We start from the raw sequence: 24,442 nt of genomic DNA, 5'->3' as shown, positions 1-24,442 counted from the left end.
TCGAGAAGGGTGGGGGATCAGGCGGTGAACTGCCACCAGTTCACGTTGAGCAGGTAGCCGCTGCCTCCCGCGAACCTGAGGTAGAGGTCGCGGGTGCCGGTCAGCCCGCTGACCTGGCAGGAGACGGTGGCCCAGGTCTGCCAGCCGCCGGTGTTCGGCACGGAGCACGTGCCGGCGAGGGCACCGGTGGGGCCGCCGGAGCGGACCTCGACGGAGCTTCCCGCGACGGTGGACGCGACCCGGGCGGTGAAGGTCCTGGCACCGTTGCCGAACGCGACGTTCTTCAGCTTCACGTAGTCGCCGTTGTCGACGTACCCGACGTTCATGCCGCCCTCGCTCGACGGCTCGGTCTCGATGCCGCTGCCCCAGGCGATGGTCTCGGCTTCCTGACGCACGAACGGGTCGAGGGTGTCCGCCGCCGGTGGCCCGGTCGTGGTCATGGTGATCGTCGGGATGGTGCCGTCGGAGTTGTAGCTGAACTTCTCCACGGCGACGGAGCGCGTGAAGCCGCCACCGCCGGGCAGGGCGCCGTTGTGGTAGAAGAAGTACGAGCCGCCCTTGAAGTCGACGATGCCGGGGTGGTTGGTGAAGCTGCTGCCCTGGGTGGGCATGACGGTGCCGCGGTAGGTCCACGGTCCGGTCGGGCTCGGCGCGGTCGAGTAGGCGATGAACTCCGAGCAGCACTTGGCCGCGAAGACGTTGTAGTACAGGCCGTTGCGCTTGTAGACCCAGGGGCCTTCCTCGTAGAGGGTGGGCCGGTTCGGGTCACCGGTGCGGGTGCCGAAGCCCGCGGTGGTGAGCTGGATGCGGGTGACGGCGCCGCTGTAGGAGACCATGTCGGTGTTGAGGCGGACGTAGGACAGGTTCGGGTTGCCCCAGTAGAGGTAGGCCTGGCCGTCGTCGTCGATCAGGACGGTCGGGTCGATCTCGCCGTTCTCGACCAGCGGCCTGCCGATCGCGTCGCGGAACGGGCCGGTGGGGCTGTCCGAGACGCCGACCCCGATCGCCGGGCGGCCGGTGGCCTTGGTGACGACGGGGACGTACCAGTAGAACTTGCCGTTGCGCTCGACCGCCTGCCCGGCCCAGGCGTCCTGCTTGGCCCAGCTGAAGGTGGCGAGGTTCATGGGGGAGCCGTGGTCGGTCCAGTTGACCATGTCGGCGGAGGACCAGACCCGCCACTCCTTCATGGTGAACCAGGTCGAGCCGTCCTCGTCGTGTCCTGTGTAGAGGTACACGCGTCCGTTGTGGACCAGCGGCGCCGGGTCGGCGGTGTAGATGTGCTGCACGATCGGGTTGTCCGCCCGCGCCGGGGCGATCGCGGTCAGGACCAGTCCCACCACCGCGGCGGTGGTCGCCCAGAACCTTCGTTTCGTGGTCATCGTGGTCTCCCGAGGGCAGGGAGGCTCCGCGGCCCGGTCGTCCGGGCCGCGCGAGCCGTACTCCGGTGATGTGTCAGGCCGCGGCGCAGGAGGGGGTGAGCCCGGACCCGCTGCCGGTGCCCTGGAAGCCGAACTCGGTGGACTGGCCGGCCGGCACCGCGCCGTTGTAGTCCACGTTGGTGAAGGTGACGGTTCCGCTGGTGCCGCTGCGGTTCGCGCTCCAGGACGAGGTGACCGTCCCGCCCGACAGGGTCGTCGTGACCCGCCAGCCGGTCAGCGCACTCGACCCGGCGGTGACCTTGATCGTGGCGACGAAGCCGCCGTTCCACTGGTTGAGCGAGACCGACGCCGTGCAGCCGCCGGGACCGCTGGAGGTCGTGGTGGTCGTCGTCGTGGGGCCGGGGCCGCCCGCGTTCAACGCGTCGAGCACCGAGGTGTAGGCGGCCTTCTTGGCGCCGGAACTCGTGAACAGCAACGGGTTCTCACCGGTGCGCCACGAGTCGGAGTCGCGGATTCCCCACACGGTGATGCCCGCGCAGGCGCGGACCGCCATGCACGCCCTCGTCACGGCGCCGTAGGCGTTCGCCTGGTTGCTGCCGGAGATGTCGAGCTCGGTGATCTGCACCTCGACGCCCAGGTCGGCGAAGCGCTGGAGGTTCGCCTGGTAGTCCGACGGCGCGTTGTTGGACAGGTGGGACTGGAAGCCCACGCAGTCGATCGGCACGCCCCGGGACTTGAAGTCGCGCACCATGGTGTAGATGCCGGTGGACTTCGGGTTGATGCTGTCGGTGTTGTAGTCGTTGTAGCAGAGCTTCGCCGCGGGATCGGCCGCACGGGCCGCGCGGAACGCCGCCTCGATCCAGTCGTTGCCGGTCCGCTGGAGGTTGGAGTCGCGCCGGCCGCCGCTGTTGCCGTCGGCGAAGGCCTCGTTGACGACGTCCCAGGCGTAGACCTTGCCCTGGTAGTGGGTGGCGACCTGGGTGACGTGGTTCATCATCGCCTGGCGCAGGTCCGACCCCTCCAGGCGCTGCGCCCAGCCCGGTTCCTGCTGGTACCACAGGAGAGCGTGCCCGCGGACCCGCTTGCCGTTGCCCACGGCCTGGTTCAGGACGCGGTCCCCGCCGGAGTAGGTGAACTGGCCGCGGTTGGGCTCCGTCGCGTCCCACTTCATCTCGTTCTCGGCGGTCACCATGCTGAACTCGGTGTTGAGGATGTTCACGTACGTCTGGTCGCTCAGCTTGCTCGCCGCGACGGCCGCGCCGAAGTAGCGGCCGGACTGCGCCGCGGCGGCGCCCAGGGTGGTCGCCGCGCTGGCGGGAGCGGTCACGACGAGCACGGCGCCGAGAGCGGCCGCCGCTGCCGTCGCCACGATCGGGACGAGTGAGACCGACCTCGATGTCAGTTTCATCTTCCACACTTTCACCGGATATGCCCGGAATTCGGGCGTGCTGGCTGCGCCTCCGTCACCCGCGGTGCGGAGGGAAGTGGCTGCTGGAACCGATTCGTCTTCGGTGGAAAAGCGTCATCGCCGTTCCCTTCCACATGCGACTGCGCTGTCCAGGAGTCTTGCAGCTCCGTGTTCACGCTCACAAGAAGGCGAACGCGACTTGTCCGTGGAATTGCGCTGGATGGGGGAGGGTGAGGTGGAAACAGCGCAAATGCGCATGTCGAATCATGTCGAATTCCGTCGAAAAGGGTCGAACAATTCGAGTTCCAGCTGAGGTGAACGCTAACACCGACGCTTTTGCGCGCGCGGGAGCCGGGTGCGTCGCCACGTGGTCCGGCACCCGGCTCCCGCCCTTGCCCGTACTGCTCAGCCGCGCAGGCTCCACTGCTGGTTCGTGCCGCCGTTGCAGGTCCAGAGCACGACCGGAGTGCCGTTGGCCGTCCCGTTGCCGGTGGCGTCGAGGCACAGTCCCGACTGCGCGCCGGTGATGCTGCCGTCCGCGCCGGCGGACCACTGCTGGTTCAGGCCGCCGTGGCAGTCCCAGAGGATCACCGCGGTGCCGTTGGCCGTGCCGGCGCCCGACGCGTCGAGGCACTTGCCGCCGATCGTGAACTGCCTGGCGGTGGTGTAGCTCCAACGTTGGTTCGCGCCGCCGCAGTCCCAGAGCCTCGCGGCGCTGTTGTTCGCCACGGCGGCGACGTCGAGGCACCGGCCCGACTGGGCGCCGACGACGGTGACGTTCTCGCGTCCACCGCCGCTGCTCCCGCCCGGTCCGGCATTGGCCATCACCGCTTGGGCGCCGGACGGCCAGGCGCCGCCGGACACGACGACGTTGCCGTTCACCACGTTGCCCCGGTCGCCGTTGGAGATGTTGCTGCTGCCGTTGCTCGACCAGTTGCCGGTGAGCGTCCAGCTGCCCATGTTCTCGCCGCCGCCGTAGTTGGCCGTGGCCCACGTTCCGGTGGCGGAGAAGACGTTGCCGGTCGCGCGGTAGTACTTGGACCCCTCGTCGAAGTAGAGCCCGAAGAACCCGTTGGTGCGCTGGCAGTAGTTGCCGCTGATCTCCGCGTTCGGGTTCCAGCCCAGTGTGTAGATGCACCCTCCGTCGGTCATCTGCTGCATCACGTCGTGGACGTAGTTGTTCAGCAGCTTGTTGCCTGATGCCGTGGTGGGAGTGGAATAACGCGGCTGGTAGTCGTAGAGACCTCTGCCCGCGTAGTGGTTGCTGCCGCCCGCGTCGTTGGAACCCCATCCGTAGCCGAGAGAGATGCCGGAGTACGGCAGGTTGTAGACCTCGTTGTGCGCCACGGTCGCGTTGGTGACGTAGGTGTTGAGCACCGAGACGATGCCCCGGTACTCGATACCGAGGTCGTGCACGCGGTTGTAGCTGACCGTGATGTCCCGGTTGACCATCCGCGGGTCGCTCGGGTGGTGGGCGTCGGCGCGCACACCGCCGACCACGACACCGCCCGCCGAGCTCTGCGCGATCTCCGAACGGGTGATCGTGATGCTCGACGCGCCCAGGCCGACTCCGCTGGTGTGCGCGTTGGCGTCGTTGCCGATGCCGATCGCGGTCTGCCCGAGGTTGACGAAGCGGGAGTCGGTGAAGGTGACGCGGGTGGCCGCGGAGATCTGGACGGCGGCGGGCATCTGCGACCAGTGCGGCCGGACCGCCTCGAACGCCGGGCACCCGCTGCGGCACGAGCTCAGCCGGTCGGCGGGCCAGTTCCAGCTGCCCGCGATGTACGCGCCGGTCTGCTGGTCGGCGTACCCCTGGCTGCTGCTGGGACCGAGCCACGACGTACCGGTGAAGGTGACGCCGCTGAACGAGATGTCGTGCGCGGGCGCGTCGTAGGTGCCGCCGACGGCGACCAGCGACTGCAACGCCGGCAGCTCCACGCTGACGTTGTTCATGTTCTGGCCCGAGCGGGGGAGGTAGTACAGGACGCCGGTGCCGGGGTCCAGGTACCACTCGCCCGGCGAGTCCAGGAACTCGTAGGCGTTCGCGAGGTAGAGCGGCCCGGCGCGGAACGGGTTGTTGAGCGTGTCGTAGCCGAAAGTGTTGTTGTTCCAGGCGGGTTGCTGCATCGTCAGGACGTTGCCGCTGATGCTCTGCACCGGCGAGTACCGGTCGGTGAAGGAGTTGACGCTCTCCACCTCGACCCGGTTCTGGTTCGCCACGCTGTTCAGGTAGCTCAGTGCGTTGGTGGAGAAGCGCATTCCGCTGTCGGTGAAGGTGAAGTCGGACCGGTTCACCTGCGTGCGCGCGCGGGTGGCGATCGCGCCGTCGACGTAGAGCTGCCTGCTGTCGAGGCCGGCACCGACGTTCGCCCGCCAGATGTTCTTGCCGGCGTCGGCGACCGTCCAGCCCGTGACGGCTCTGGCGCCGCTGATGACGGGACGGGCCGACGCGGCCGCCTGCCACAGCACGCGGTAGCCGTTGGTGCCCGAGTCCGCCGCGGTGAGCCGGAACGGCTGCGAGAGCCGGTACACCCCGTCGGCGAGCTCGACGACGAGGTCACCCGACATCGAACCGGTGCGGGAGCGCACGGCGAGCTGCGCGGCGGGCAGCGAGCACGGATCCGTTGTGGTGCAGGAGGTTCCGGCGCCGGACGGAGACGCGTACAGGGTGGTCGTGGCCGCCGAGACCGGGGGAGCGGTGGCGACCGCCGCCACCACCACCGCGACGGCGGCAAGAGCTGTTCGCCGCCGCGCTGCGGAGAACGAGGACGTGGACAAGTGACCTCCAGAGGTGAGGACGCGGCGGCCGTCGGGGAGCTGGTGTCCTGTGTGGACGTTCGGTGTGAGGCCACGTCCACACGCGCGTGCGGAGGAATGGAGAAGCGATCCGGTCGCGGCGGTCGGATCGCGCGCCGCGGCGTTCGGATCACCGCTGGTCCGTCCGGGCGGAGCGGACGGTGCCGGCGAGGGCGGAGCCGGCCAGCGGAGTCGTCTCGAACGTAACTCGTATGACGTGTGACGTCAATGGTGTGACGTTTGGGCGGATCCGCGTTCGACGCGCGTGGCTTTTCTTCCTCCGATCGCCGCCCTGGCATCGGTCACGCCTCGCGCTCGGTCACCTGCTCGCTCCAAGCGCGCAGAGCGGTGGCCTGTGCCGATGTGAGCCCGTCGAGGAAGTGCCGGCGGATGTTGTCGCCGTGGTGCAGCGCGGCGTTCTCCGCGGTTCGCCTGCCGGCTGCGGTGAGACCGACGCCGGTGCGTCGTCCGGTGGCGCCGGACTCGGTCCTGCGCACGAAGCCGCGGTTCTCCATGCGTGTCAACATGTGTGCGACGCGGCTCTTCTCCCAGCCGAGTGACTCGGCCAGTGCGCCGACGCGCAGTTCGCGGTCCGGTGACCGCCACAGCGTCATGAGAACGCTGAACTCCGCCTTGGAGATGCCGCAGTTCTCCTGCAGGCCGCGGTCGAGCTCGTCGGCGATGCGGCGTTGTGCGCGCGTCCAGGCGTCCCAGAACTCCCACTCGTCGGTGGTCAGCGCCCGCGGTTCGGCCATGCGCCGAATGATAGGAGAGTGGAGTTGACGCATCAACTCTGCGAGTGCAAGAGTTGATGCGTCAACTCTGAAGGAGGCGTGCGATGCCGACCACTCACGGCGCGACGAGGACCCTGGTGCGCGGGGCGGTGGTGGTGACGGTGGATCCGGCGATCGGAGATCTGCCGCGGGGTGACGTGCTCATCGAGGACGGCCGGATCGCCGCGGTCGGCGCCGATCTCGACGCGGCAGGCGCCGAGGTCGTCGACGCCACGGGCAAGATCGTGCTGCCCGGTTTCGTCGACAGCCACCGGCACACCTGGCAGACCGCGTTCCGCGGCGTCGGCGCGGACTGGACGTTCGGCCAGTACGGGCGCGCCGTGCACGGCACGGTGCGGCGGCACTACCGGCCGGAGGACGTGTACCTGGGCAACCTCCTCGGCCGGATCGAGGCGGTGAGCTCGGGTGTCACCACGATGCTCGACTGGTTCCACTGCTCCGACCACCCGGACAACGCCGACGCCGCGGTCGAGGCGCTGCGGCAGGCGCCCGGCCGGTCGCTGTTCTGCTACGGCGCCGGTGCCGGGGAGGAACCGATCGCCGCCGAGGTCACCCGCGTCCGCGAACAGGTGCCCGGTGACGACATGGTGCTGGGCCTGCGCGGGCCGGTGCTGACCACCATGGACACCACCGCCGCGGACGTCGGCCTGGCCCGCGAGCTCGGGCTGCGCGTCAGCGTGCACGTCCACGGTGCCACCGGCTGGCCGCGCGGGGACCGTCCGATCGCGGACATGCGCGACCGCGGGCTGCTCGACGACCGCACGACCGTCGTGCACGGCAACGGCCTGTCCGACGACCAGATCGCGATGATGGCGGACCACGGCTGCTCGGTGTCGATCAGTCCGGACGTCGAGCTGAAGATGGGCCACGGCTGGCCGGAGACGGGGCGGATGCTCGCGGCCGGGGTCAGGCCGTCGCTGTCGGTCGACGACTGCCCGTCCGCCGGCGGGGACATGTTCTCCGCCATGCGCACCGCCTTCGCCGTGGCACGGGGTTTCGGCGGCGACCTGGGTGCGCGGGACGTCCTGGAGTTCGCCACGATCAACGGTGCCATCGCGTGCGGCCGGGGCGACCGGACCGGCAGCATCACGCCGGGCAAGGACGCCGACCTCGTCCTGCTCGACGCCGAGGACCCCTCCGTCTTCCCGGTCGGCAACGCCGTCGGGACCGTCGTCACGGCCGCCCACCCCGGGCTCGTGGACACGGTCTTCGTCGGCGGGCGGGTGGTCAAGCGCGACGGCCGCCTGGTCGGGGTCGACCTGGCCTCACTGCGCGAGCGGGTGCTGGCCTCCCGCGACCGGATCGCCGCCGCTGCCGGCATCGCGGTCGACGGGACGTGGACGCCCGACGCGTGACGGGCGGATCGTCACCATCTCCCGCGGCGCCGGCCTGTGACCGGCTTCCTGGTCAGCGCCCGGCAACACCGGCGCGGTCTCGCAGCGCCGACCACACCGCGTCCGGCTTCGGGCGGCCGTCCAGGAGTCCGGCCGCCGCTTCCGCCCGTGCCCGCAGATCCGGTTCGCGCAGCATCGCCGACACCGCCGCGGCCACGGTGGCCGGGTCGTCGCAGACCGTGCCGGCCCCGAAGCCGGTGACGAGCGACGCCACGAGCGGCTGGTTCGCGATGCGCGGCACGAAGGCCAGGGGCAGGCCGCGGGACAGCGCGGCCAGAGTCGTCCCCGAGCCGCCCGCGGTCACCACGGCCCGCACCCGGTCCAGCAGCCGGCTGATCGGGGCGAACGGGACGGCGTGCACCCGGCCGGGCTCGCCCTCGACCTGGCCGGGCGTCGCGGTGAGGCCACTCGTGACCAGGGCGTCGGCACCGGCGTCGAGCACGCCGCGCACGGCCGCGTTGAGCAGGTCCAGGTCGTCGACGACCGTGCCGAGCGTCACCAGCACCACCGGGCGCGCGCCGTCGAAGTCCGGCAGGTCGACGTGTGCCGACGTGTCGTACGGGCTGGTCGCGATCGGCATCGCGTCGTCCGTCTGAGGGGTGTGCTGTTCGAGCCATTCCGGCCACAGCTGGACGGTCGCCAGCGGGGTGGGCGTGGCCAGTTCGCGTTGCTGCGCCGCCGTCACCAACCCGCCGTGGAGAACGGCGTCGATCGGTGTGGCCGGGCTGTGCACGAAGCTGACCCACGGGATGCCGAGCCGCTGCGCGACCAACGGCGCCAAGTAGTCCCACATCTCCGCGACGATCACGTCAGGACGCTCGTGGGCGACCAGCTCGCACAGCGCGTCGAACGCCACGTCCGCGCGGGTCGTGCTGAACAGGGCGATGGTCGCATCGAGCGCGCGGTCGTTGTCGGTGCGGTATTCGAGGACGTCCTGTCCGGAGCGGCGGTCGTTCTCGGCGAGGAGATCGGGCAACGACGGCCCGAGAGCGCGCACCTGCAGCCCGTCGACCGTTCCGTGCAGCTCGGCGGAGGCCACGACGACCACCTCGTCGCCGGCCGCGGCCGCCGCGGTGGCGAGCGGCAGCATCGGGAGTAGGTGGCCGTACGCGGGAAAAGTGGTGAAGAGTGCTTTCACCTCCGCGACCTTGCCAGCCGGTCCGCCCGATCTTCGGCCGCCGGGCGTGCTCACTCAGGCTCACCTGTGCTCGCCGCTACGGCTTCAGCAGGACCCCGGGCAGCGTGTCGTTGAGCCAGGCCTCGGACGCGTCCAGCGACCAGCCGAGGTCGTCGGTGCGGATGAAGTAGGCCGCGTTGCACAGGTGCAGCCAGAGCAGGTCCGTGGCGCGGGCGACGTCCACGCCGTCGCGGAGCGCTCCCATGTCCGCGAGCCGGCGGGCGGTCAGCGCCAGCCCGCCGCGCATGCTGTCGTGCGCGATCCGGAGGATCTCGTGCACGCTCGGCTCCTGCGGGGCGGCGGCGACCACCTGGCGCATCAGGTCGGACCACTGCTCGAACTTGACCCGCGTGGCGTGCACGAGGAAGCCGATCAGCTCGCGCGGATCGGTGATCGACTCGATCGTGGCGAGGATGGCGGCGACGTCCTCGGCCGTGGTGCCGGACTCCACCAGTGTCCGGAGCAGGCCGTGCTTTCCGCCGCCGACCGCGTACACGGTGGCCGGGGCGACCCTGGCCCTGCGCGCGATCTCCTCGACCTTGGTGCCGAAGTATCCCTTGTGGACGAACAGGTCCCGCGCCGCGTCCACGATGGCCTGGCGCGTGAGCTGGGCGTACTCGCTCCGCCTGCCCGGCCGGGCACTGTCGTCGAGCTCGGGCGCCATGCAGTCGATCATACATGCTAGTGTTCGTCAGAGTCGACTCTGGCGAACATACTGTGCTCTGAGTCGAGCTGTGGTGAAGGCACCGAGGCCGGGGTGGAGGGTGGCTGTGCCGTTGCTGTCCGGGCCTCGCCCTGGATTGGCGGAGCGCTCGTCGAGCCTGGCGGCCCGCCTGGCTCGCGCGCGGACTCGGGCGCTGGTGGGCCGGGAGCCGGAACGGGCGGTGCTCGACCGGGTGCTGTCGGGTGCGGCGGACGCGCCGGTCGTGGTCCACCTGCACGGACCCGGCGGGATCGGCAAGTCCTCGCTGCTGCTCCACGCCGCCGAGCGGGCGGCGTTCGCGGGGCGGCGGGTGGTGCACGTCGACGGCCGGTTCCCCGGCACGGACCCGCGTCGCCTGGAGGACATCGCCGCTGCCGCGTGCACCGACCCCGGCACCGTCCTGCTGGTCGACGACGTCGAGCAGTGCCCGCCGCTGGAGGCGTGGTTGCGCGAGACCTTCCTGCCACGACTGGCGGAGGACGCGCGGGTGGTCCTGGCGAGCCGGGTCGCGCCGGACGCGGAGTGGTCGCTGGACCCCGGCTGGGCGCCGCTGTTCACCGCGCTGGCCCTGCGGCCGCTGGACACCGCCGGATCCCACGCCCTGCTCGCCGCCCGCGGTGTCCCCGCCGGCCGACGCGCGGCGCTCGTCGCGTTCGCCGGCGGCAACCCGCTCGCACTCTCGCTCGCCGCGTCGTCCTCCGCGTCGAGCGAGCCGTGGGAACCCGCCGGGCACGTGTTGACGACCCTGGTCGACCGGCTGGTCGGCGACGTCCCGACCGCGGTCCACCGGCGTGCCCTCGAAGTCGCCGCACTGGCGTGCGTCACGCGGGAGTCGTTGCTGCGCACCGCATTGGGCGAGGCGGATGCCGCGTCGGCGTTCTCCTGGCTGCGGCAGCAGCCCTACATCGAGTCCACGCCCGAAGGGCTCGCCCCGCACGACGCGGTCCGGGCCACCCTCGACGCCGACCTGCGCTGGCGCGACCCCGAACGCCACGACGCCGTGCGCACGCGGATCGCGGCCGCGACCCTGCAGGCGGTGCGGGCCGCCGCCGAGGACGACGCCGTGTCGCGGGTCGCGGAGTGGGTCTTCCTCCGCGACGGCCGGCAGAACGGGCTCGCGCACCACCAGTTCGACGAAAGCCCGCTGCGCCCCGCCGACGTGCCCGAGGTGCTGCGCCTGGCCGAGGACGCTGCTTCCGCGGTCGCGCATTGGGTGCGTCGCCAACCGCAGGCGTTCCGCGTCTACCGGCACGCCGGAACGACGATACCGGTGGGGTTCATGGCGATCCTGCGCCTGACCGCGGAGCTGCCAGAAGACCGCGCGGCGGACCCGGTGGTCGCCGCGGTCTGGGACGCCATCGCCGCGGTCGCTCCACTGGGCCGCGGCGAACACCTCGGTGTCCGGCGTTTCACCGTGCACCAGCGCAGTTCGGCCCTGCTGGAGCTGATGAACCGGCGCGCCATCGCAGACGAGATGCGGGCTTCCGGCCGTGCGCTGTCCTTCGCCGTCCACGACATCAGTCGCGCCGGAGCCGGGTTCCGCGAAGTGGCGGCCGGGGAGGTCGGCGGGCGGCACGTGGTCGGCCGCGACTGGCGGCGGCAGACGGTGGACCAGTGGGTGGAGCACGAGGTTCGCGCGGCGGCAGCGCCGGTGGCCACGTGGCCGGAAACTCCGTCGGTCGACGCGCAACACCAGTGGCAGCGCGACGAGTTGGAGAGGGGCGTGCTCGACGCGCTGCGCTGGTGGCACACCCCGCGGGCGTTCGCGACGAGCGTTCTGCTGCGTTCGTCCCTCGTACCAACGGTTTCCGCCGATCCGGTGGCCGATCTGCGCCACGCCATCACGACCGCCCTCGACGCCCTCCAGGTCGATCCCGCCGGCATCAAGGCACACGAAGTGCTCACCACCACCTACATCGCGGCTCCCCGAACGCTCAAAGCGGCGGCCTTGCGCCTGGGCGTGCCCTACGGCACCTACCGCCGCATCCTCGCGAGAGCCAAGAACCGCCTCATCGACCAGCTGCTGGGACCTGTGGACGAGGAGCAAAGCCATGCCGGTTGAACGGACGGACGCCGTCGGCTGCGTGCCGTGCGACATGATGCGCGGCAGAATTCCCTTGCCAGGCGGGCAGATTCACGAAACGCCGCAGTGGCTGGTCATGCACGTGCTCGGCACGTTCGGCCTCGGCGCGTTGGCCGTGGTGCCACGGCGGCACGTCGTCCACGTCGCGGACCTGAACGACGACGAGACCGCCGAGCTGGGCGGTCTGCTGGCCCGTACCGCGGCCGTGGTCACGGCCCTGACCGACCCGGTGCAGGTCTACACCTGCCAGTGGTCGCACACCAACGGCGAAGCGGCCCACGTCCACTTCGTCCTCCAGCCGATCCGGCGCTCCGACATGGACCGTCACCCCGGTCGCCTGGGCCCGGTGCTGCAGTCGGCCATGTTCACCGAGGAGTGCAAACCCGGCCCGGCCGAGGTGGACGCCTTCGCCGCGCTCGCCCGTGCGGAGTTCGGCACCGCGACCGAGGGCGAGAACATCCCGTCTTGAGCTGCGGGCCGCGCGGGGGAAGGCTGCAGGGATGGTCGAAGCTCCCGAAGTGACAGTGGAAAGCGGTGTCGTGCGCGGACGCACCGCGGACGGGGTGTCGTCGTTCCTGGGGATCCCCTACGCGGCGGCACCGTTCGGCGGCAACCGGATGCGGCCGCCCCAGCCGGTGCCCGCGTGGACGGGCACGCGGGCGGCCACCGAGTACGGTCCGACGGCGCCGAAGGGCGACTACCCGCCGCAGTACCGGCCGCTGTTCCCGGAGGTCCGGATCGACGGCGAGGACTGCCTCAACCTCAACGTGTGGACGCCCGCCGCGGAGGCCACCGGACTTCCCGTGCTGGTGTGGATCCACGGCGGTTCGTTCATGAACGGCTCCGGGTCGGTCGGCGAGTACGACGGAACGGCGTTCGCCCGGGACGGGGTCGTGTGCGTCACGATCAACTACCGGCTGTCCGCCGAGGGGTTCCTGTACCTCGGCGACGGGACGGCGAACCTGGGGCTGCAGGACCAGGTCGCCGCGCTGAGGTGGGTGCGGGACAACATCGCCGCGTTCGGCGGTGATCCCTCCCGGGTCACGGTCGCGGGGGAGTCCGCCGGGGCCATGAGCGTCACCACGCTGCTCGCGATGCCGATGGCGAAGGGCCTGTTCGCCCAGGCGATCGTGCAGAGCGGGGCCGCCGCGCACACGGTGACGCCCGAGCTGGCGACGATGGTGGCCGGCCACCTGGCGGACGCGCTCGGCGTCGAACGCACCCGTGAGGCGATCGAGGGCGTTCCGGTCGACACGCTCGTGCGCACGGCGTCGGACCTGGTCGCGCAGGCCCAGACGGCGCCCGACCCGGCCAAGTGGGGGTCGTTGGCGTTGAGCCTGCTGCCCTTCGCGCCCGTGGCGGACGGCGACGTCCTGCCGCGGCTGCCGCTGGACGCCTTCGCGGACGGGGACAGCGCCGGCGTGCCGGTGCTGATCGGGTTCAACCGCGACGAGGCCCGGCTCTTCTTCGTCGCCGGTGGTGCCCTCGACTTCATCGACGACGCCGCGCTCGCCGCCGCGGCCGCCGTGTACGGGCTCGGCCCGGACGGCCTCGCCGTGTACCGGGCCAACCGCCCGTCGGCGAGTCCCGGTGACCTGCTCGCCGCGATCGTCACCGACTGGTTCTACGCGATCCCGTGCCTGCGCGTCGCGGAGGCCCGCGCCGGGGGAGCCACCTGGGTCTACCGCTTCGACCACCCCGACCCCGCCGCGAACCACGGGTTCGGGGCCTGCCACGGCGCCGAGATCCCGTTCGTGTTCGACACCGCGACCCGCGCGGATGTGCGGCCGCGCATCGGCGACGCGCCGTCGCAGGCCGTGGCCGACAACCTGCACGGGACCTGGGTTTCCTTCATCACCGCGGGCGAGCCCGGCTGGGCGAGGTACACCCCCGAGTCCCGTGCGGTGGGCCTGCTCACCGAGAAGGTGGAGGAGGTCGGCGACCCCTCTGGCGACGAGCGCGTCCTGTGGGACGGCATCCGCTGAAGCCCGGCTTGCCAACTGGGGTGTCCCTCCACTTATGCTGGTGTCCTCAAGTGGAGGGACACCCCAGTTATGCGCAGAGTCGAGTACGACCGCTACGGCGGGCCCGAGGTGCTGCACGTCAGCGACGTGCCGGTGCCGTCGGTGGGAGCGGGTCAGGTCCTGGTGGCGGTGCTGTCCGCCGGTGTCGGCGGTGGCGAGAGCACCATCCGCGCGGGGAAGCTGCGCCGGGTCTTGCGGCTGTCGTTCCCGCAGGGGAGCGGGAACGAGTTCGCCGGCCGGGTGGAGGCCGTCGGCGACGGCGTGGAGCTCCGTCCCGGTGACCTGGTGTGGGGTCTGATGCCGCACGGCACGTTCGGCGCCATCGCGGACGTGGTGGTCGTCCCGCGGGACCGGCTCGCGGTGCTGCCACCGGGACTGGACGTGGTCGAGGCCGGTTCGCTGCCGGTCTCCGGCACCACCGCGATCACCGCCCTGGAGGAGAAGGCGGCGCTGCGCCCCGGCGAGCGGCTGCTGGTCCGCGGGGCCACCGGCGGTGTCGGCAGCGTCGTCGTGCAGCTCGGACGTCACCTGGGCGCCCACGTCACCGCGATGGCGTCCGCGCGCAACCTCGACTGGGTGCGCGAGCTCGGCGCGGACGCCGCGGTGGACTACCGGACGACGGCTCCCGGTGACCTGGGGCCGTTCGACGTGATCGTCGACCTGGTGGGCACGGACCTGCTGGCCTACCGGGCGAGGCTGGCGCGCGGCGGCCGGATGGTCGCTCTCGCCATCGCACCGGACGCGGTGGCTCGTTCGCTCGCCGCGACGGTGGTCGGCAGGATGCTGCCGCGCCCGATCCTGTCCTTCAGCAACAACCCGTCGCCGCAGACCCTCGCGCGGCTCACCGAGCTCGCTCGAGCCGGAGTGCTCAGGCCGGTGGTGGACCAGGTGTTCTCGATGGACGAGCTCGCCGAGGCGCACCGCCTGCTCGAGGCCGGTGGGGTGCGCGGCAAGTACGTGATCGACCTGGCCAAGGCGTAGCGCGACGAACCGGGGTGGCACCCCGGTTGGTCTCCCCGTAGAGTGCGGGACGTGCGAGCAGACGCGCGGCGCAACTACGAGCTGATCCTGGCCGCGGCCGAAGCGGAGATCGCGCGGACCGGGGCGGACGCCTCGCTGGAGAAGATCGCCCGCGACGCCGGGGTCGGTTCCGCCACCCTGCACCGCCACTTCCCGTCCCGGCAGTCGCTGCTCGAGGCCGTCTTCCACGACCGCGTCGAGGTGCTGTGCGCCGACGCCCGCCGGCTGTCGGCCGCGGCCGACCCCGGACAGGCCCTGGTGGACTGGCTGCGCGACCTCGCGGTCTACGGGGCGACCACCCGCGGCCTAGCGGAGTCCCTGCTGCACACCGCCACGGGCAGCGGCTGCGAGGTCATGCTGCGCGACGCCGGCAACGACCTCATGCGCCTGGCCCGGCAGGCGGGCGCGGTCCGCGACGGCGTCGACATCGACGACCTGCTGGTCCTCGTCAACGCCGTCTCGCTGGCCACCCGCGACGCCGGGGACGCCGCCCGGCTCGCCGTGCTCGCCCTCGAGGGCATCCGCCCCGCCTGAACCGCCCGCTGACCAGGGCGATGCAGAAACCTGGCAGCGGTTCGCACGAAGGGCCGTCCACTGTGGGGACCGCAGTTCACCTCAGGACGAATCTTCGGAGTTGATCGACATGAGAACGTGGATGAAGGTCGTGGCGGCGACCGCGGTGATGATCGGTTCGACCGCGGTCGCGTCGGTCGTGGCGCACGCGGACCCGGTGCCGGCGGCCGGCCCGGTGGCCACGGGCGCGCCGTCGGCGGGGAGCGTGCGCGCGCCGTCCAAGCCCGAGCAGGTGACGGGCGCGGACGACGTCGCTCCGCTCGCGGTGGTCAACCTCGGTCTGAGCAGCACGCGCGCCATGTTCGTCCAGTGCTGGCTCCGGACGTACTGGGGCTACACGGGCGGCATCGACGGCGAGCTGGGACCCAACAGCTGGAAGGCGTTCCAGCGCAACCTCCGGGAGCACTGGGGTTACACCGGCGGGATCGACGGCGACGTGGGCTCCGGCACGGTGTCGGCGCTGCAGCGCCTGCTGAGCGCCCACTGGGGCTACACCGGGCCCATCGACGGCCAGGCCGGCTCCGGGACCCAGGCGGCCTTCCAGAGGTTCGCCGACGCCTGCAGCGGCCTCTGCTGATCCCGCTCGGCGACGACCGCACGGGGAAGTCGCCGATCGAGCCGGCTGACGGTGGCGGCTCGACCTGAGCAGACGAAGTGGCACAGGGGGGTGGGGGACTACTTCGGTCCTGGCGTGGCGACGATGCGCCCGGCGATCAGGGGCGGCGGTGCGGCGACGCCGGGACCGCCCGCCTCGACCCAGTCGGCGACACCGTTCACCGCGTCCTCGTCCAGGACCGATCCCACCCACACGGGTTTCGCGCCCGCGGCTCTCGCGGACGGGCTGGGCTGCACGACGACCACGTTCGACACCTCACACGCGTCGAGGCAGTCGGCGACGCGCACCGACGGGAGCCGTCGCCGGAGCACCTCCAGCTGGCGGTCGTGGTCGACCTCGGGGTGTTTGCGTTCGGTGCCGCAGCAACAGCCTCGGCAGACGGTGATCCGGGACGTCGTCGATGCGCTCGCCCGTGGGCTGGATGCAGTCGGCACGGCGTCAGCACGCGAGAGCCGGGGCCTGGGACCTGCCCCCACCGCTGAGGTTCGCGAGCTTCACCCCGGTCAGTCCGAGGATCGCCTGGGCCGTGGCACGAGGTGCGGTGGCGGGGTCGAATCCCGTGCTGTCGTAGGAGATGGCGCCGCGGTCGGCGATCGGTCCCGAACACCCGACCTGCAGCGAGCGCAGGAACTGCCGGGCCTTCCCGGCGGCGACCGGACGGTGTCCGGCCAGAGCTTCGGCCGCGAGACCCGTGCTGTTGGCGTTCGACGCACTGGTGCCGGCCGAGAAGCCGCCGTCCGTGTTCTGCTTGCCCGCCAACCAAGTCGTGCCCTCGTTGGCGTTGATGACGTCACCGGTGGCGCGCAACGCCTGCACGGCCATGGCCGTCGAGTCGACGTCGCTCACACAGGGGGTCAGACCGAAGTCCTGGGGGAACCCGCCGTCGGCGCACTGGGTGCCGGCCAGGAACGACACCGACGACCGGGGCGCGCCGCCGGGCGTGCGGTCCAGGGCGATCACCGCGAACGACTGGGTGAACGCGTTGGAGAAGTCGCCGAACTCGGACCGGTCGGAGAACCGGCCGGACGGCGTCAGCAGCGCACGCAGACCCGCTTCCACGTCCACGCCGCCGAACGACGTGCCGCTCCTGTGCCGCACCTGGGTGGCGAGCAGGAGTTTGGCGTGGGCGCCCGCGTACGACTCGGTGCCGGTGCCGAGGTAGCCGGCGGTGATCTCCGGCCTGGCCAGCCACGTGACGGCCTTCTCGGCGTTGCCGTCGGACACCCGCGCGGCGGCGAACGCGAAGATCGCGTCGATCGTGCCGCCCTGGTCGGGGAACTTCTGGCCGCCGAAGTCGACCTCGAGCCTCTCGCCGTCGACGAGCTGCCGGGCGAGCCAGCCGGCGGCGGCATCGGCCCTGTCGTGCGTGGCGGCCACCGCGGGGGTGACCGTGCCCAAGCCCAGGACCACGACAGCGGTGAGCAGCAGACGTCTCATCGGAACCCTTTCCCGTACATCCACGACAGGAGTTGGTGACACCGCGTGGACCGGGTGATCGGGCTCGCCTCCGCCGAGGCACACCGTTGCGGGACAGCGCCGGGCTCTCACCGGACTTCCCCCGCTCCACGCTGAACGCCTCGAAGGCTCTCACATCCCGCACCGTGTCCGTCCCGGAGATGTGATCAAAGGAACCGGCGGGGTCGGCCAGCTTTCGCACATGAGTTGCAACAGCCAAAGTATGGCAAGAAGCGGCCGTGGCTCGACCGGTCCCTGGTGCGGTGGGCGTCGACATCGACGAACCGCGGGGGGAACTGTGCAGGACTCCGGATCACCGGCCGACTCGGCGGTCACCGCGCTCGCCCCGATGATCTGGGGCAGCACCTACCTCGTCACCACGCAACTGCTGCCACCCGACCGCCCGCTCCTGGCCTCGGTCGTCCGCGCGCTGCCCGCGGGCCTGGTCCTGGTGCTGTTCGGGCGAGTGCTGCCGCGCTCGTCGGCTCGGTCCAGCCGGTGATCATGCTGGTGCTGGCCGCGTTGGTGCTCGGCGACAGGATCCGGCTGCCGCACGTGCCGGCCTGCACGGCCGCGACGACCGGGGTGGCCCTGCTGGTGCTCAAAGCCACGGCCCAGCTGGACTTCACCGGTGTGCTCGCCGCGGTGGGCGGTGCGGCCAGCATGGCGTCCGGGGTGGTGCTGACGAAGCGGTGGAGGCGCCCGGCCGGCGTCGACGTCCTGCTGTTCACCGGGTGGCAGCTCACCGCGGGCGGGCTCGTGCTGCTGCCCGCGCTGGTCGCGGTCGAGGGCCTGCCGAGCGGGATCACCGGTGCCAACGCGCTGGGCTTCGGCTACCTGATCGTGTTCGGCTCGCTCTTCGGCTACTCGGTCTGGTTCCGCGGCACGGACCGGGTGCCCGCGATCGGGCTGTCGTTCCTCGGCTTCTGCAGCCCGATCGTCGCGACGGCGCTGGGTCGTGTTCCTGGGCGAGACGCTCTCGCCGTTGCAGGTCCTCGGTGCGTTGGTCCTGGTCGGCGCGATCGTGGCGGTGCAGCTGACCTCGTCGAGGACACCGCAGGCCGCACCGGTGCGCGAGCTTCACCGGCGAACTGACGTCCGTGAGCGGGTAAACGGATCGTCGCCGGCCTGAGTCTTCAAGAGTGATGGCTGACTACGACGACTTCGCCCGAGCGCAACTGCCGCGGTTGCTGCGGTACGCGACGATGCTCACCGGCGAGCGGGAGCAGGCCGCCGATCTGGTGCAGGACGTGCTGGTCAAGATGTACCGGCACTGGTCCCGGATCAGCGGCGCGGACCACCCGGAGCGGTACGTGCTGCGGATGGTGACCAACGGCTACCTGTCCTGGCGACATAGCCGGTCCGCGCGTGTGATCACGTCGGGTGAGCTCCCCGACGAGGCACGGGCGGATGATTTCGCATCGGACCACGCCGCGCGCGAGGACATGTGGCAGCGCTTGGCGAAGCTGCCCAAGCGCCAGCGCGCCGTGATGGTGCTGCGGTACTACGAGCAGCTGCCCGACGCCGAGATCGCCGAGCTGCTCGGCTGCGCCCAGGCCACCGTCCGCGCACACGCACACAAGGCATTGGCCTCACTGAGGAACGGCTTGACCATCGAGCAGATGGCGGAGGCCAGGGAGACCTGATGGACATCGAGAACCTGATCAAGGACACCTTCACGGCGCGCGAGCACGACGCGCCCGACGGCGACGCGGTGCTGGCCGCGGCGCGCCACCGCATCGACAGCAGGCGTTCCGCGCTGAGCCGGCCGCTGGCGGTCGCCGCCGGGGCCACCGTGCTGAGCCTCGGCGCGGTCACCGGCGTGGTGCTGAACCGGCCCGACTCCGCCGAGCAGTCCCGGACGGTCGCCGCCGGGGCCCAGAGCAGTCAGGCCGCTGCCGGACCGGCGATCGCGGACCTGCGGATGCCCTACTCCCTCGGCTGGCTCCCGCCCGGCACGGTCGCCTACCGGACGCAGCGGATCAACGTCGGGTTCGGCGCGGCCGGCCCGCAGGCGCCGCTGTACGGCGGCGAGTACATGCTGACCGTCACGGAGGGCGGCCAGGAGCTGTTCGTCGACGTCCAGCAGTTCCGGATGACGGACGTGGACAGGGCGGCGTTCAAGTCGGGGCCGGGCGCACCGTTGACGATCAAGGGGCAGCGCGCGGCCGAGAGCTCGGTCTCCGACGGAGCGGGCGGGTACGAGCTGTACGTGGCGCACCCCGACGGCGGGTCGATGTACGTGCACGTGTCCGCCGGGCAGGGCAGCACCGCGCCCGCGAAGCAGCTCGTCGAGGCCGGTCGCCGGATCGCGGAGAACATCCAGTTCCCCGGCGCGACGACCGTGACCCCGTCGTACGGCCTGCGCGACCTGCCCGCCGGGATGCGGATCTGCGCCTTCAGCGTCGACCCCGGCCTGGCGGACCGGGTGCCCGCCCCGAGGGGGCCCAACACCAGCTATTCACTGGGCACGTGCACCGTCCTGCCGACGGTCCTCATCACCAGCGCCGCCGCCCACGACGTGGCCGGCACACCGGGAAAACCCGTGCAGGGCCACGAGACGCGCTACGTCGACGACAACGGCTACCACCGGTTGTGGATCCTGAACGCGCTCGGGGAGACCCCGATCTTCGTCGCCGGTGAGGTGCCGGAGGCCGAGCTGTACGACATCGCCAACCGGCTCGTCCTGCCGCACTGACGCCCGGGGGCGGCGAACCGCTGCGCGGCACCGGCAGAGCCGGTGCCGCGCAGTCAGTCGTCCAGGCCCGGCAGGTGGTAACCGGTGTGGTCCTGCCACTCGATCTCGTAGTCGTCGAGGGTGAAGGTCCAGTCCGCGTCCGGCACGGCGGTGCGCAGCGCGGTGACCGCGGCCAGCCAGTGCACCAGGGACGGGAACGCCCGGTCCTCCGCTCCCGGCAGCTTGGTCGACCCGTTGAGCACCGTCCCCGGCTCGAGCTCGTCGTAGAGGTACAGGCCTTCCTCGTCCCCGGCGAACGGCGCGGTGGCGTTGTGGTCGTCGACGACCCGGCCGACCGCCGCGAGCTCGGTGTCGCTCAGCGGGGCCGCGCGACGAGCCGTGTAGTAGAGAGATACGCCCATGCGGGACATTTTAGGTTCCTGCGCCTCGTCGCTCCCGTCGTCCTCGGGTGCGGAGGAGGTGAGCACGACGATCTTGCGTTCGGCGTCGCCGTCGGTCAGCACGTCGCAGTCGACGGCGATCGCCCCGGCCTCCGGGTGCTGCACGACCTTGTGGCTCTCCCGGTGCGCGCCGACCACGCCGGAGGCCCACAGCTCGGCGAAGCGCGGACTGCCCGCGAGGAGGTCGCGGACCAGGCCCGCCAGCCGTTCGCTGCGCGGGAACCGGCCCGTGGCGCGGCGCAGGTCGGACACGACCGAGACCTCCACGTCCGGCTGGTCGAGCGTGGACACCGGCCAGCGCGTCAGGCGTGGGCCCGCTCCGCCGACGGGGAAGGTGTCCCTGGCGAAGTTGCGCAGTGCCGGCGGTTCCGGTGACGGGTCGCCCAGCAACGCGGCCCAGGCGCGGTTCCACCAGAGGAGCTGCCAGTCGGCGGCGAACACGGCGACCGCGGCGTCGCCCAGCCGGTCCAGCATGCGGTGCAGGCCGGGCGGGATGTGGTCGGAGACCTCGTCGGCGGACGGCGGGGCGAGCCCGGCCAGCCGGTAGAGGTGGTCGCGTTCGGCGTCGGTCAGCCGCAACGCCCTGGCGAGGTTCGCGGTGACCTGCGCGGACGGGGTCGTGTGGCGGCCCTGCTCCAGGCGGACCACGTAGTCGACCGAGATGTCCGCGAGCTCGGCGAGGTCCTCCCTGCGCAGGCCGCTGACCCGGCGCCGGTGCCCGCCCGCGAGGCCCGCCGACTCCGGCGCGACCCGGCCGCGCCACGCGCGCAGCATCGCGCCGAGGTGGGTGATGTCAGCGGTCACGGCGTCGATTGTCCCACCCGGGGACGGCCGGACAGGGGTACGGGTTTTCCTGCCGAAGTCCCGTACCTGGTGGCCGGTCCGGCGCCTGGCGATCCTCGGGGCATGACCTTCACGTTCTCCCACGACCACCTCGGCATCACCGTCACGCCGGACGAGCTCGAAGCCACGATCGCGTGGTACTCCCGCAACCTCGGTTTCGCCGTCGAGCAGCGGTTCGAGTCCCACGGCACGACGTTCGTCTTCCTCACCGCGCACGGCGTCAGGATCGAGCTCCTCGCCGGTGCGTCCCGGCGCGGGGTGCCGACCGACGACGTGTTCACGAGCATGGACCCGTCGCGCCTGCACCACTTCTGCCTCGCCGTCGAGGACCTCGACGCGGCCGTGGCGCGCCTGCTGGAGCTCGACGTGCCGCTCATCGGCGGTCCCGTGGAGATCCCGGAGATCGGCCGGCGCATCGCGTTCGTCGCCGACGACGTCGGCACCGTGATCGAACTGAGCGAGCCCGGTGCCCGAGGCTCCGCGCGGCCGTGACGCGGACCCGCCGGCGGCCGTTTGGCAGGGGGTCGCGCGGGTAGTCCGGCCACGTCGACCGACGCGTGGTGTGGAGGATCGTGCTGGACTTCCTGGCTGATACGAGCGCGAACCTGCATCCCGCGCGGATGCAGATGGCGCTGTCGCTGGGATGGCACATCGTGTTCGCCTGCTTCGGCATCGCGTTCCCGGCGATCGTCGTGTTCGTCGAGTGGCGGGCCCACCGGCGCGGCGACGAGGTGCTGATGGCCTTGGCGCACAAGTGGGCGAAGGCGATGGCCGTGCTGTTCGCGGCCGGTGCGGTGTCGGGCACGCTGCTGTCGTTCGAGATGGGTGTGCTCTGGCCGGGGCTGATGGGCCGGTTCGGCGAGGTGTTCGGGTTCCCGTTCGTGCTGGAGGGGTTCGCGTTCTTCGTCGAGGCGATCTTCGTCGGCGTGTACCTGTTCGGCTGGAACCGGTTGTCGCCGCGGGCGCACGTGCTGAGCGCGCTGCCGATGGTGGCCGCGGGCATCGTGGGCGCGTTCTGCGTGGTGTCCGCCAACGCGTGGATGAACAACCCCACCGGGTTCCGGCTGGACGGGCGGGGCAACGTGGTCGACGCCCGGCCGTGGGCCGCCATGTTCGGTCCGTCGACGTGGGCGCAGTTCGTCCACATGTGGCTGGCCGCCTTCATGGTGACCGGGTTCCTGGTCGCCTCGGTGTACGCGGTGGGCATGCTGCGCGGCCGCCGGGACCGCTATCACCGGGCAGGACTGCTCGTCCCGCTGACCGTGGCGGCGCTCGCCACGCCGGTGCAGATCGGTGTGGGGGACTGGATCGCGAACGTGGTGGCCGACAACCAGCCCGCGAAGCTCGCGGCGATGGAAGGGCAGTACGAGACGACCTCCGGCGCCGGGTTGTCGCTCGGCGGCCTCTACTGGGACGACGAGCTGCACTACGCCGTGGAGATCCCGTACGGGCTCTCGTTGCTGGTCCACCACGATCCGCACGGGGTGGTACCCGGCCTGGAGGAGGTGCCGGCCGACGAACGCCCGCCGGTGAACGTCGTGCACCTCGCCTACAACGCCATGGTCGGCATCGGAAGCGCACTGCTGCTCCTCGCCGCCTGGTTCGGCTTGGTGTGGTGGCGGAGGCGGCGACTGCCGGACGGCGTGTGGTTCCTGCGCGCTGTCGCGGTGTCGGGTGCCGCGGCAGTGGTCGCGATGGAAGCGGGGTGGATCACCACCGAGGTCGGCCGGCAGCCGTGGGTCGTCTACGGCATCCTGCGCACCGCCGACGCCGTGAGCCCGGCACCGGGACTCGGCTGGGGTCTGGTGGCGGTGGCGGGCGTCTACACCGTGCTCACCGTCTTCACGGTGGTGGTGCTGCGCAGGCTGGCGCGCGACCAGGACACACCGGTACCTCAGGAGCAGCGGTGACCCTGGCGGAGGTGGTGCTCGGAGCGGCGTTCGCGGGCCTGGTCGCGTACGCGTTGTTCGGCGGTGCGGACTTCGGCGGGGGCGTGTGGGACCTGCTGGCGGGCGGCACGGAACGCGGACGCCGCGTGCGCGACCGGGTCGAGCGGTCGATCGGCCCGGTCTGGGAGGCCAACCACGTGTGGCTGATCTTCGTGCTGGTGGTGCTGTGGACCGGCTTCCCCCGCGCGTTCGCCGCGGCGGTGACCACGCTGTACGTCCCGCTCACGCTGGCGGCGTTCGGCATCATCGCCAGGGGAGCGGCGTTCGCCTACCGCAAGAGCGTCAGCACGCCGGGCATGCGCCGCCTCTTCGGTGCGGCCTTCGCGTTGTCGTCGCTGCTGACGCCGTTCTTCCTTGGTGCCGTGGTCGGCGGCGTGGCCTCCGGTCGCGTTCCTCCCGGCATCGCCGGGGGCGACGTGGTGGGCAGCTGGGCCAACCCGGCCTCGGTGCTGGGCGGCAGTCTCGCCGTGCTGGTCTGCGCGTACCTGGCGGCGGTGTTCCTGTGCGGCGACGCCCGTCGCGACGGGGAGCACGACCTGGCCGACGCGTTCCGCCTGCGCGCCCTGGTGACCGCGGTCGTCACGGGTGTGGTGGGCCTGGCCGGGATCGCCGTGCTGCACGCCGACGCGCCGGAGTTGTTCGACGGACTCGTCGGACGCGGTCTGCCGGTCGTGGTGTCGTCCGTCGTCGCCGGGCTCGGCGCGCTCCTGCTGGTGCTGGCTCACCGCTACACCGCCGCGAGGATCGCCTCCGCCCTCGCCGTCACGGCGATCCTGGTCGGATGGGCGGTCGGGCAGTACCCGTACGTGCTGCTGCCGTCCGTGACCGTCGAGCAGGCGGCGGCAGGCCGGAGCACCCTCGTCGCCCTGCTCGTGGCGCTGGGCGCGGGGGCGCTGGTCCTGGTTCCCTCGCTGACGTACCTCTACGTGCTGTTCCAACGCCCCCGGCCCGTTCCGCGCGGATGAAAGTGCCGGTCCCGGCTTCGTCGAAGCCGGGGACGGCACCCCCCTGCCCGGCCCCCCGGGGTGTGGGGGAATCACTCACGATCCGTTCTTCGAAAGCCGGAAAGTCACCGGGGGAACTGCTGGTG

Annotated in this window: 23 protein-coding genes and 1 riboswitch; of the genes, 14 read left to right on the top strand and 9 right to left on the bottom strand. The window is 71.6% G+C overall.

What is annotated here, in order from left to right:
• Nucleotides 1-17: 17 nt before the first annotated feature.
• From ACFWV3_RS18970 to ACFWV3_RS18955, 4 genes are all read right to left on the bottom strand, one after another.
• Nucleotides 18-1,379: a glycoside hydrolase family 43 protein gene (locus ACFWV3_RS18970; RefSeq protein ID WP_382412678.1), complete on the bottom strand. Its 1,362-nt coding sequence runs from the start codon at nucleotides 1,377-1,379 to the stop codon at nucleotides 18-20.
• A gap of 73 nt (nucleotides 1,380-1,452) precedes the next feature.
• Nucleotides 1,453-2,787: an endo-1,4-beta-xylanase gene (locus ACFWV3_RS18965; RefSeq protein ID WP_382412676.1), complete on the bottom strand. Its 1,335-nt coding sequence runs from the start codon at nucleotides 2,785-2,787 to the stop codon at nucleotides 1,453-1,455.
• Nucleotides 2,788-3,192: 405 nt separating this feature from the next.
• Entirely contained in the window at nucleotides 3,193-5,565 is a 2,373-nt protein-coding gene (locus ACFWV3_RS18960; protein ID WP_382412674.1) for a ricin-type beta-trefoil lectin domain protein, read from the bottom strand.
• 320 nt (nucleotides 5,566-5,885) lie between these two features.
• A complete protein-coding gene (locus ACFWV3_RS18955) occupies nucleotides 5,886-6,338 on the bottom strand; it encodes a MarR family winged helix-turn-helix transcriptional regulator (protein WP_382412672.1) in 453 nt (150 codons plus the stop codon).
• Nucleotides 6,339-6,421: 83 nt separating this feature from the next.
• Between ACFWV3_RS18955 and ACFWV3_RS18950 the strand changes: the two genes are divergently transcribed.
• Nucleotides 6,422-7,732, top strand: a complete 1,311-nt coding sequence (locus ACFWV3_RS18950) for an amidohydrolase family protein (RefSeq protein ID WP_382412670.1) — start codon at nucleotides 6,422-6,424, stop codon at nucleotides 7,730-7,732.
• A gap of 52 nt (nucleotides 7,733-7,784) precedes the next feature.
• Here ACFWV3_RS18950 and ACFWV3_RS18945 read toward each other — a convergent pair whose 3' ends face one another.
• The gene (locus ACFWV3_RS18945) at nucleotides 7,785-8,909 is read right to left on the bottom strand and encodes a glycosyltransferase (protein WP_382412668.1); all 1,125 of its coding nucleotides are present in this window, start codon (nucleotides 8,907-8,909) and stop codon (nucleotides 7,785-7,787) included.
• 76 nt (nucleotides 8,910-8,985) lie between these two features.
• Complete coding sequence (locus ACFWV3_RS18940) at nucleotides 8,986-9,624, bottom strand: TetR/AcrR family transcriptional regulator (protein WP_382412667.1); 639 nt, start codon at nucleotides 9,622-9,624, stop codon at nucleotides 8,986-8,988.
• Between the two features lie 88 nt (nucleotides 9,625-9,712).
• On the opposite strand from ACFWV3_RS18940, the gene ACFWV3_RS18935 reads away from it, so the two are divergent.
• The 6 genes from ACFWV3_RS18935 (at nucleotide 9,713) to ACFWV3_RS18910 (ending at nucleotide 15,928) form a co-directional block, all read left to right on the top strand.
• The gene (locus ACFWV3_RS18935; RefSeq protein ID WP_382412665.1) at nucleotides 9,713-11,713 is read left to right on the top strand and encodes an ATP-binding protein; all 2,001 of its coding nucleotides are present in this window, start codon (nucleotides 9,713-9,715) and stop codon (nucleotides 11,711-11,713) included.
• The gene (locus ACFWV3_RS18930) at nucleotides 11,703-12,203 is read left to right on the top strand and encodes a hypothetical protein (protein ID WP_382412663.1); all 501 of its coding nucleotides are present in this window, start codon (nucleotides 11,703-11,705) and stop codon (nucleotides 12,201-12,203) included. Before ACFWV3_RS18935 ends, ACFWV3_RS18930 begins: the two co-directional genes overlap by 11 nt.
• 49 nt (nucleotides 12,204-12,252) lie before the next feature.
• Nucleotides 12,253-13,719 (top strand): carboxylesterase/lipase family protein, encoded by a 1,467-nt coding sequence (locus ACFWV3_RS18925; protein WP_382412661.1) that lies wholly within the window; start codon nucleotides 12,253-12,255, stop codon nucleotides 13,717-13,719.
• Between the two features lie 69 nt (nucleotides 13,720-13,788).
• Nucleotides 13,789-14,739 (top strand): NAD(P)-dependent alcohol dehydrogenase, encoded by a 951-nt coding sequence (locus ACFWV3_RS18920; RefSeq protein ID WP_382412659.1) that lies wholly within the window; start codon nucleotides 13,789-13,791, stop codon nucleotides 14,737-14,739.
• A gap of 51 nt (nucleotides 14,740-14,790) precedes the next feature.
• The gene (locus tag ACFWV3_RS18915; RefSeq protein WP_382412657.1) at nucleotides 14,791-15,312 is read left to right on the top strand and encodes a TetR/AcrR family transcriptional regulator; all 522 of its coding nucleotides are present in this window, start codon (nucleotides 14,791-14,793) and stop codon (nucleotides 15,310-15,312) included.
• 109 nt (nucleotides 15,313-15,421) lie between these two features.
• Entirely contained in the window at nucleotides 15,422-15,928 is a 507-nt protein-coding gene (locus ACFWV3_RS18910; RefSeq protein WP_382412655.1) for a peptidoglycan-binding domain-containing protein, read from the top strand.
• 98 nt (nucleotides 15,929-16,026) lie between these two features.
• On the opposite strand, the gene ACFWV3_RS18905 is transcribed toward ACFWV3_RS18910, so the two are convergent.
• Complete coding sequence (locus ACFWV3_RS18905; RefSeq protein WP_382412653.1) at nucleotides 16,027-16,401, bottom strand: hypothetical protein; 375 nt, start codon at nucleotides 16,399-16,401, stop codon at nucleotides 16,027-16,029.
• Between the two features lie 4 nt (nucleotides 16,402-16,405).
• Complete coding sequence (locus ACFWV3_RS18900; protein WP_382412652.1) at nucleotides 16,406-17,404, bottom strand: prenyltransferase/squalene oxidase repeat-containing protein; 999 nt, start codon at nucleotides 17,402-17,404, stop codon at nucleotides 16,406-16,408.
• A gap of 52 nt (nucleotides 17,405-17,456) precedes the next feature.
• A riboswitch (cobalamin riboswitch) is annotated at nucleotides 17,457-17,526 on the bottom strand.
• A gap of 194 nt (nucleotides 17,527-17,720) precedes the next feature.
• Here ACFWV3_RS18900 and ACFWV3_RS18895 point away from each other — a divergent pair.
• The 4 genes from ACFWV3_RS18895 to ACFWV3_RS18880 are packed head-to-tail and all read left to right on the top strand — an operon-like array spanning nucleotide 17,721 to nucleotide 20,120.
• Nucleotides 17,721-17,924, top strand: coding sequence for a hypothetical protein (locus ACFWV3_RS18895; protein ID WP_382412651.1), 204 nt, complete (start codon nucleotides 17,721-17,723; stop codon nucleotides 17,922-17,924).
• Nucleotides 17,925-17,926: 2 nt separating this feature from the next.
• Nucleotides 17,927-18,517 (top strand): EamA family transporter, encoded by a 591-nt coding sequence (locus tag ACFWV3_RS18890; RefSeq protein ID WP_382412838.1) that lies wholly within the window; start codon nucleotides 17,927-17,929, stop codon nucleotides 18,515-18,517.
• 50 nt (nucleotides 18,518-18,567) lie between these two features.
• Nucleotides 18,568-19,068, top strand: a complete 501-nt coding sequence (locus tag ACFWV3_RS18885; protein WP_382412650.1) for a SigE family RNA polymerase sigma factor — start codon at nucleotides 18,568-18,570, stop codon at nucleotides 19,066-19,068.
• Nucleotides 19,068-20,120, top strand: coding sequence for a hypothetical protein (locus tag ACFWV3_RS18880; protein WP_382412649.1), 1,053 nt, complete (start codon nucleotides 19,068-19,070; stop codon nucleotides 20,118-20,120). Before ACFWV3_RS18885 ends, ACFWV3_RS18880 begins: the two co-directional genes overlap by 1 nt.
• A 53-nt stretch (nucleotides 20,121-20,173) precedes the next feature.
• On the opposite strand, the gene ACFWV3_RS18875 is transcribed toward ACFWV3_RS18880, so the two are convergent.
• Nucleotides 20,174-21,364: a helix-turn-helix transcriptional regulator gene (locus ACFWV3_RS18875; protein ID WP_382412648.1), complete on the bottom strand. Its 1,191-nt coding sequence runs from the start codon at nucleotides 21,362-21,364 to the stop codon at nucleotides 20,174-20,176.
• 102 nt (nucleotides 21,365-21,466) lie between these two features.
• Between ACFWV3_RS18875 and ACFWV3_RS18870 the strand changes: the two genes are divergently transcribed.
• The 3 genes from ACFWV3_RS18870 (at nucleotide 21,467) to ACFWV3_RS18860 (ending at nucleotide 24,317) form a co-directional block, all read left to right on the top strand.
• The gene (locus ACFWV3_RS18870) at nucleotides 21,467-21,895 is read left to right on the top strand and encodes a VOC family protein (protein ID WP_382412647.1); all 429 of its coding nucleotides are present in this window, start codon (nucleotides 21,467-21,469) and stop codon (nucleotides 21,893-21,895) included.
• A gap of 80 nt (nucleotides 21,896-21,975) precedes the next feature.
• A complete protein-coding gene (locus ACFWV3_RS18865; protein ID WP_382412646.1) occupies nucleotides 21,976-23,313 on the top strand; it encodes a cytochrome ubiquinol oxidase subunit I in 1,338 nt (445 codons plus the stop codon).
• Entirely contained in the window at nucleotides 23,310-24,317 is a 1,008-nt protein-coding gene (locus ACFWV3_RS18860) for a cytochrome d ubiquinol oxidase subunit II (RefSeq protein WP_382412645.1), read from the top strand. Before ACFWV3_RS18865 ends, ACFWV3_RS18860 begins: the two co-directional genes overlap by 4 nt.
• Nucleotides 24,318-24,442: the final 125 nt, after the last annotated feature.

The organism is Lentzea sp. NPDC059081 (genome assembly GCF_042738015.1).
In the GTDB taxonomy this organism is placed as follows: domain Bacteria; phylum Actinomycetota; class Actinomycetes; order Mycobacteriales; family Pseudonocardiaceae; genus Lentzea.
This window is presented reverse-complemented; position numbering and strand designations above follow the sequence as displayed.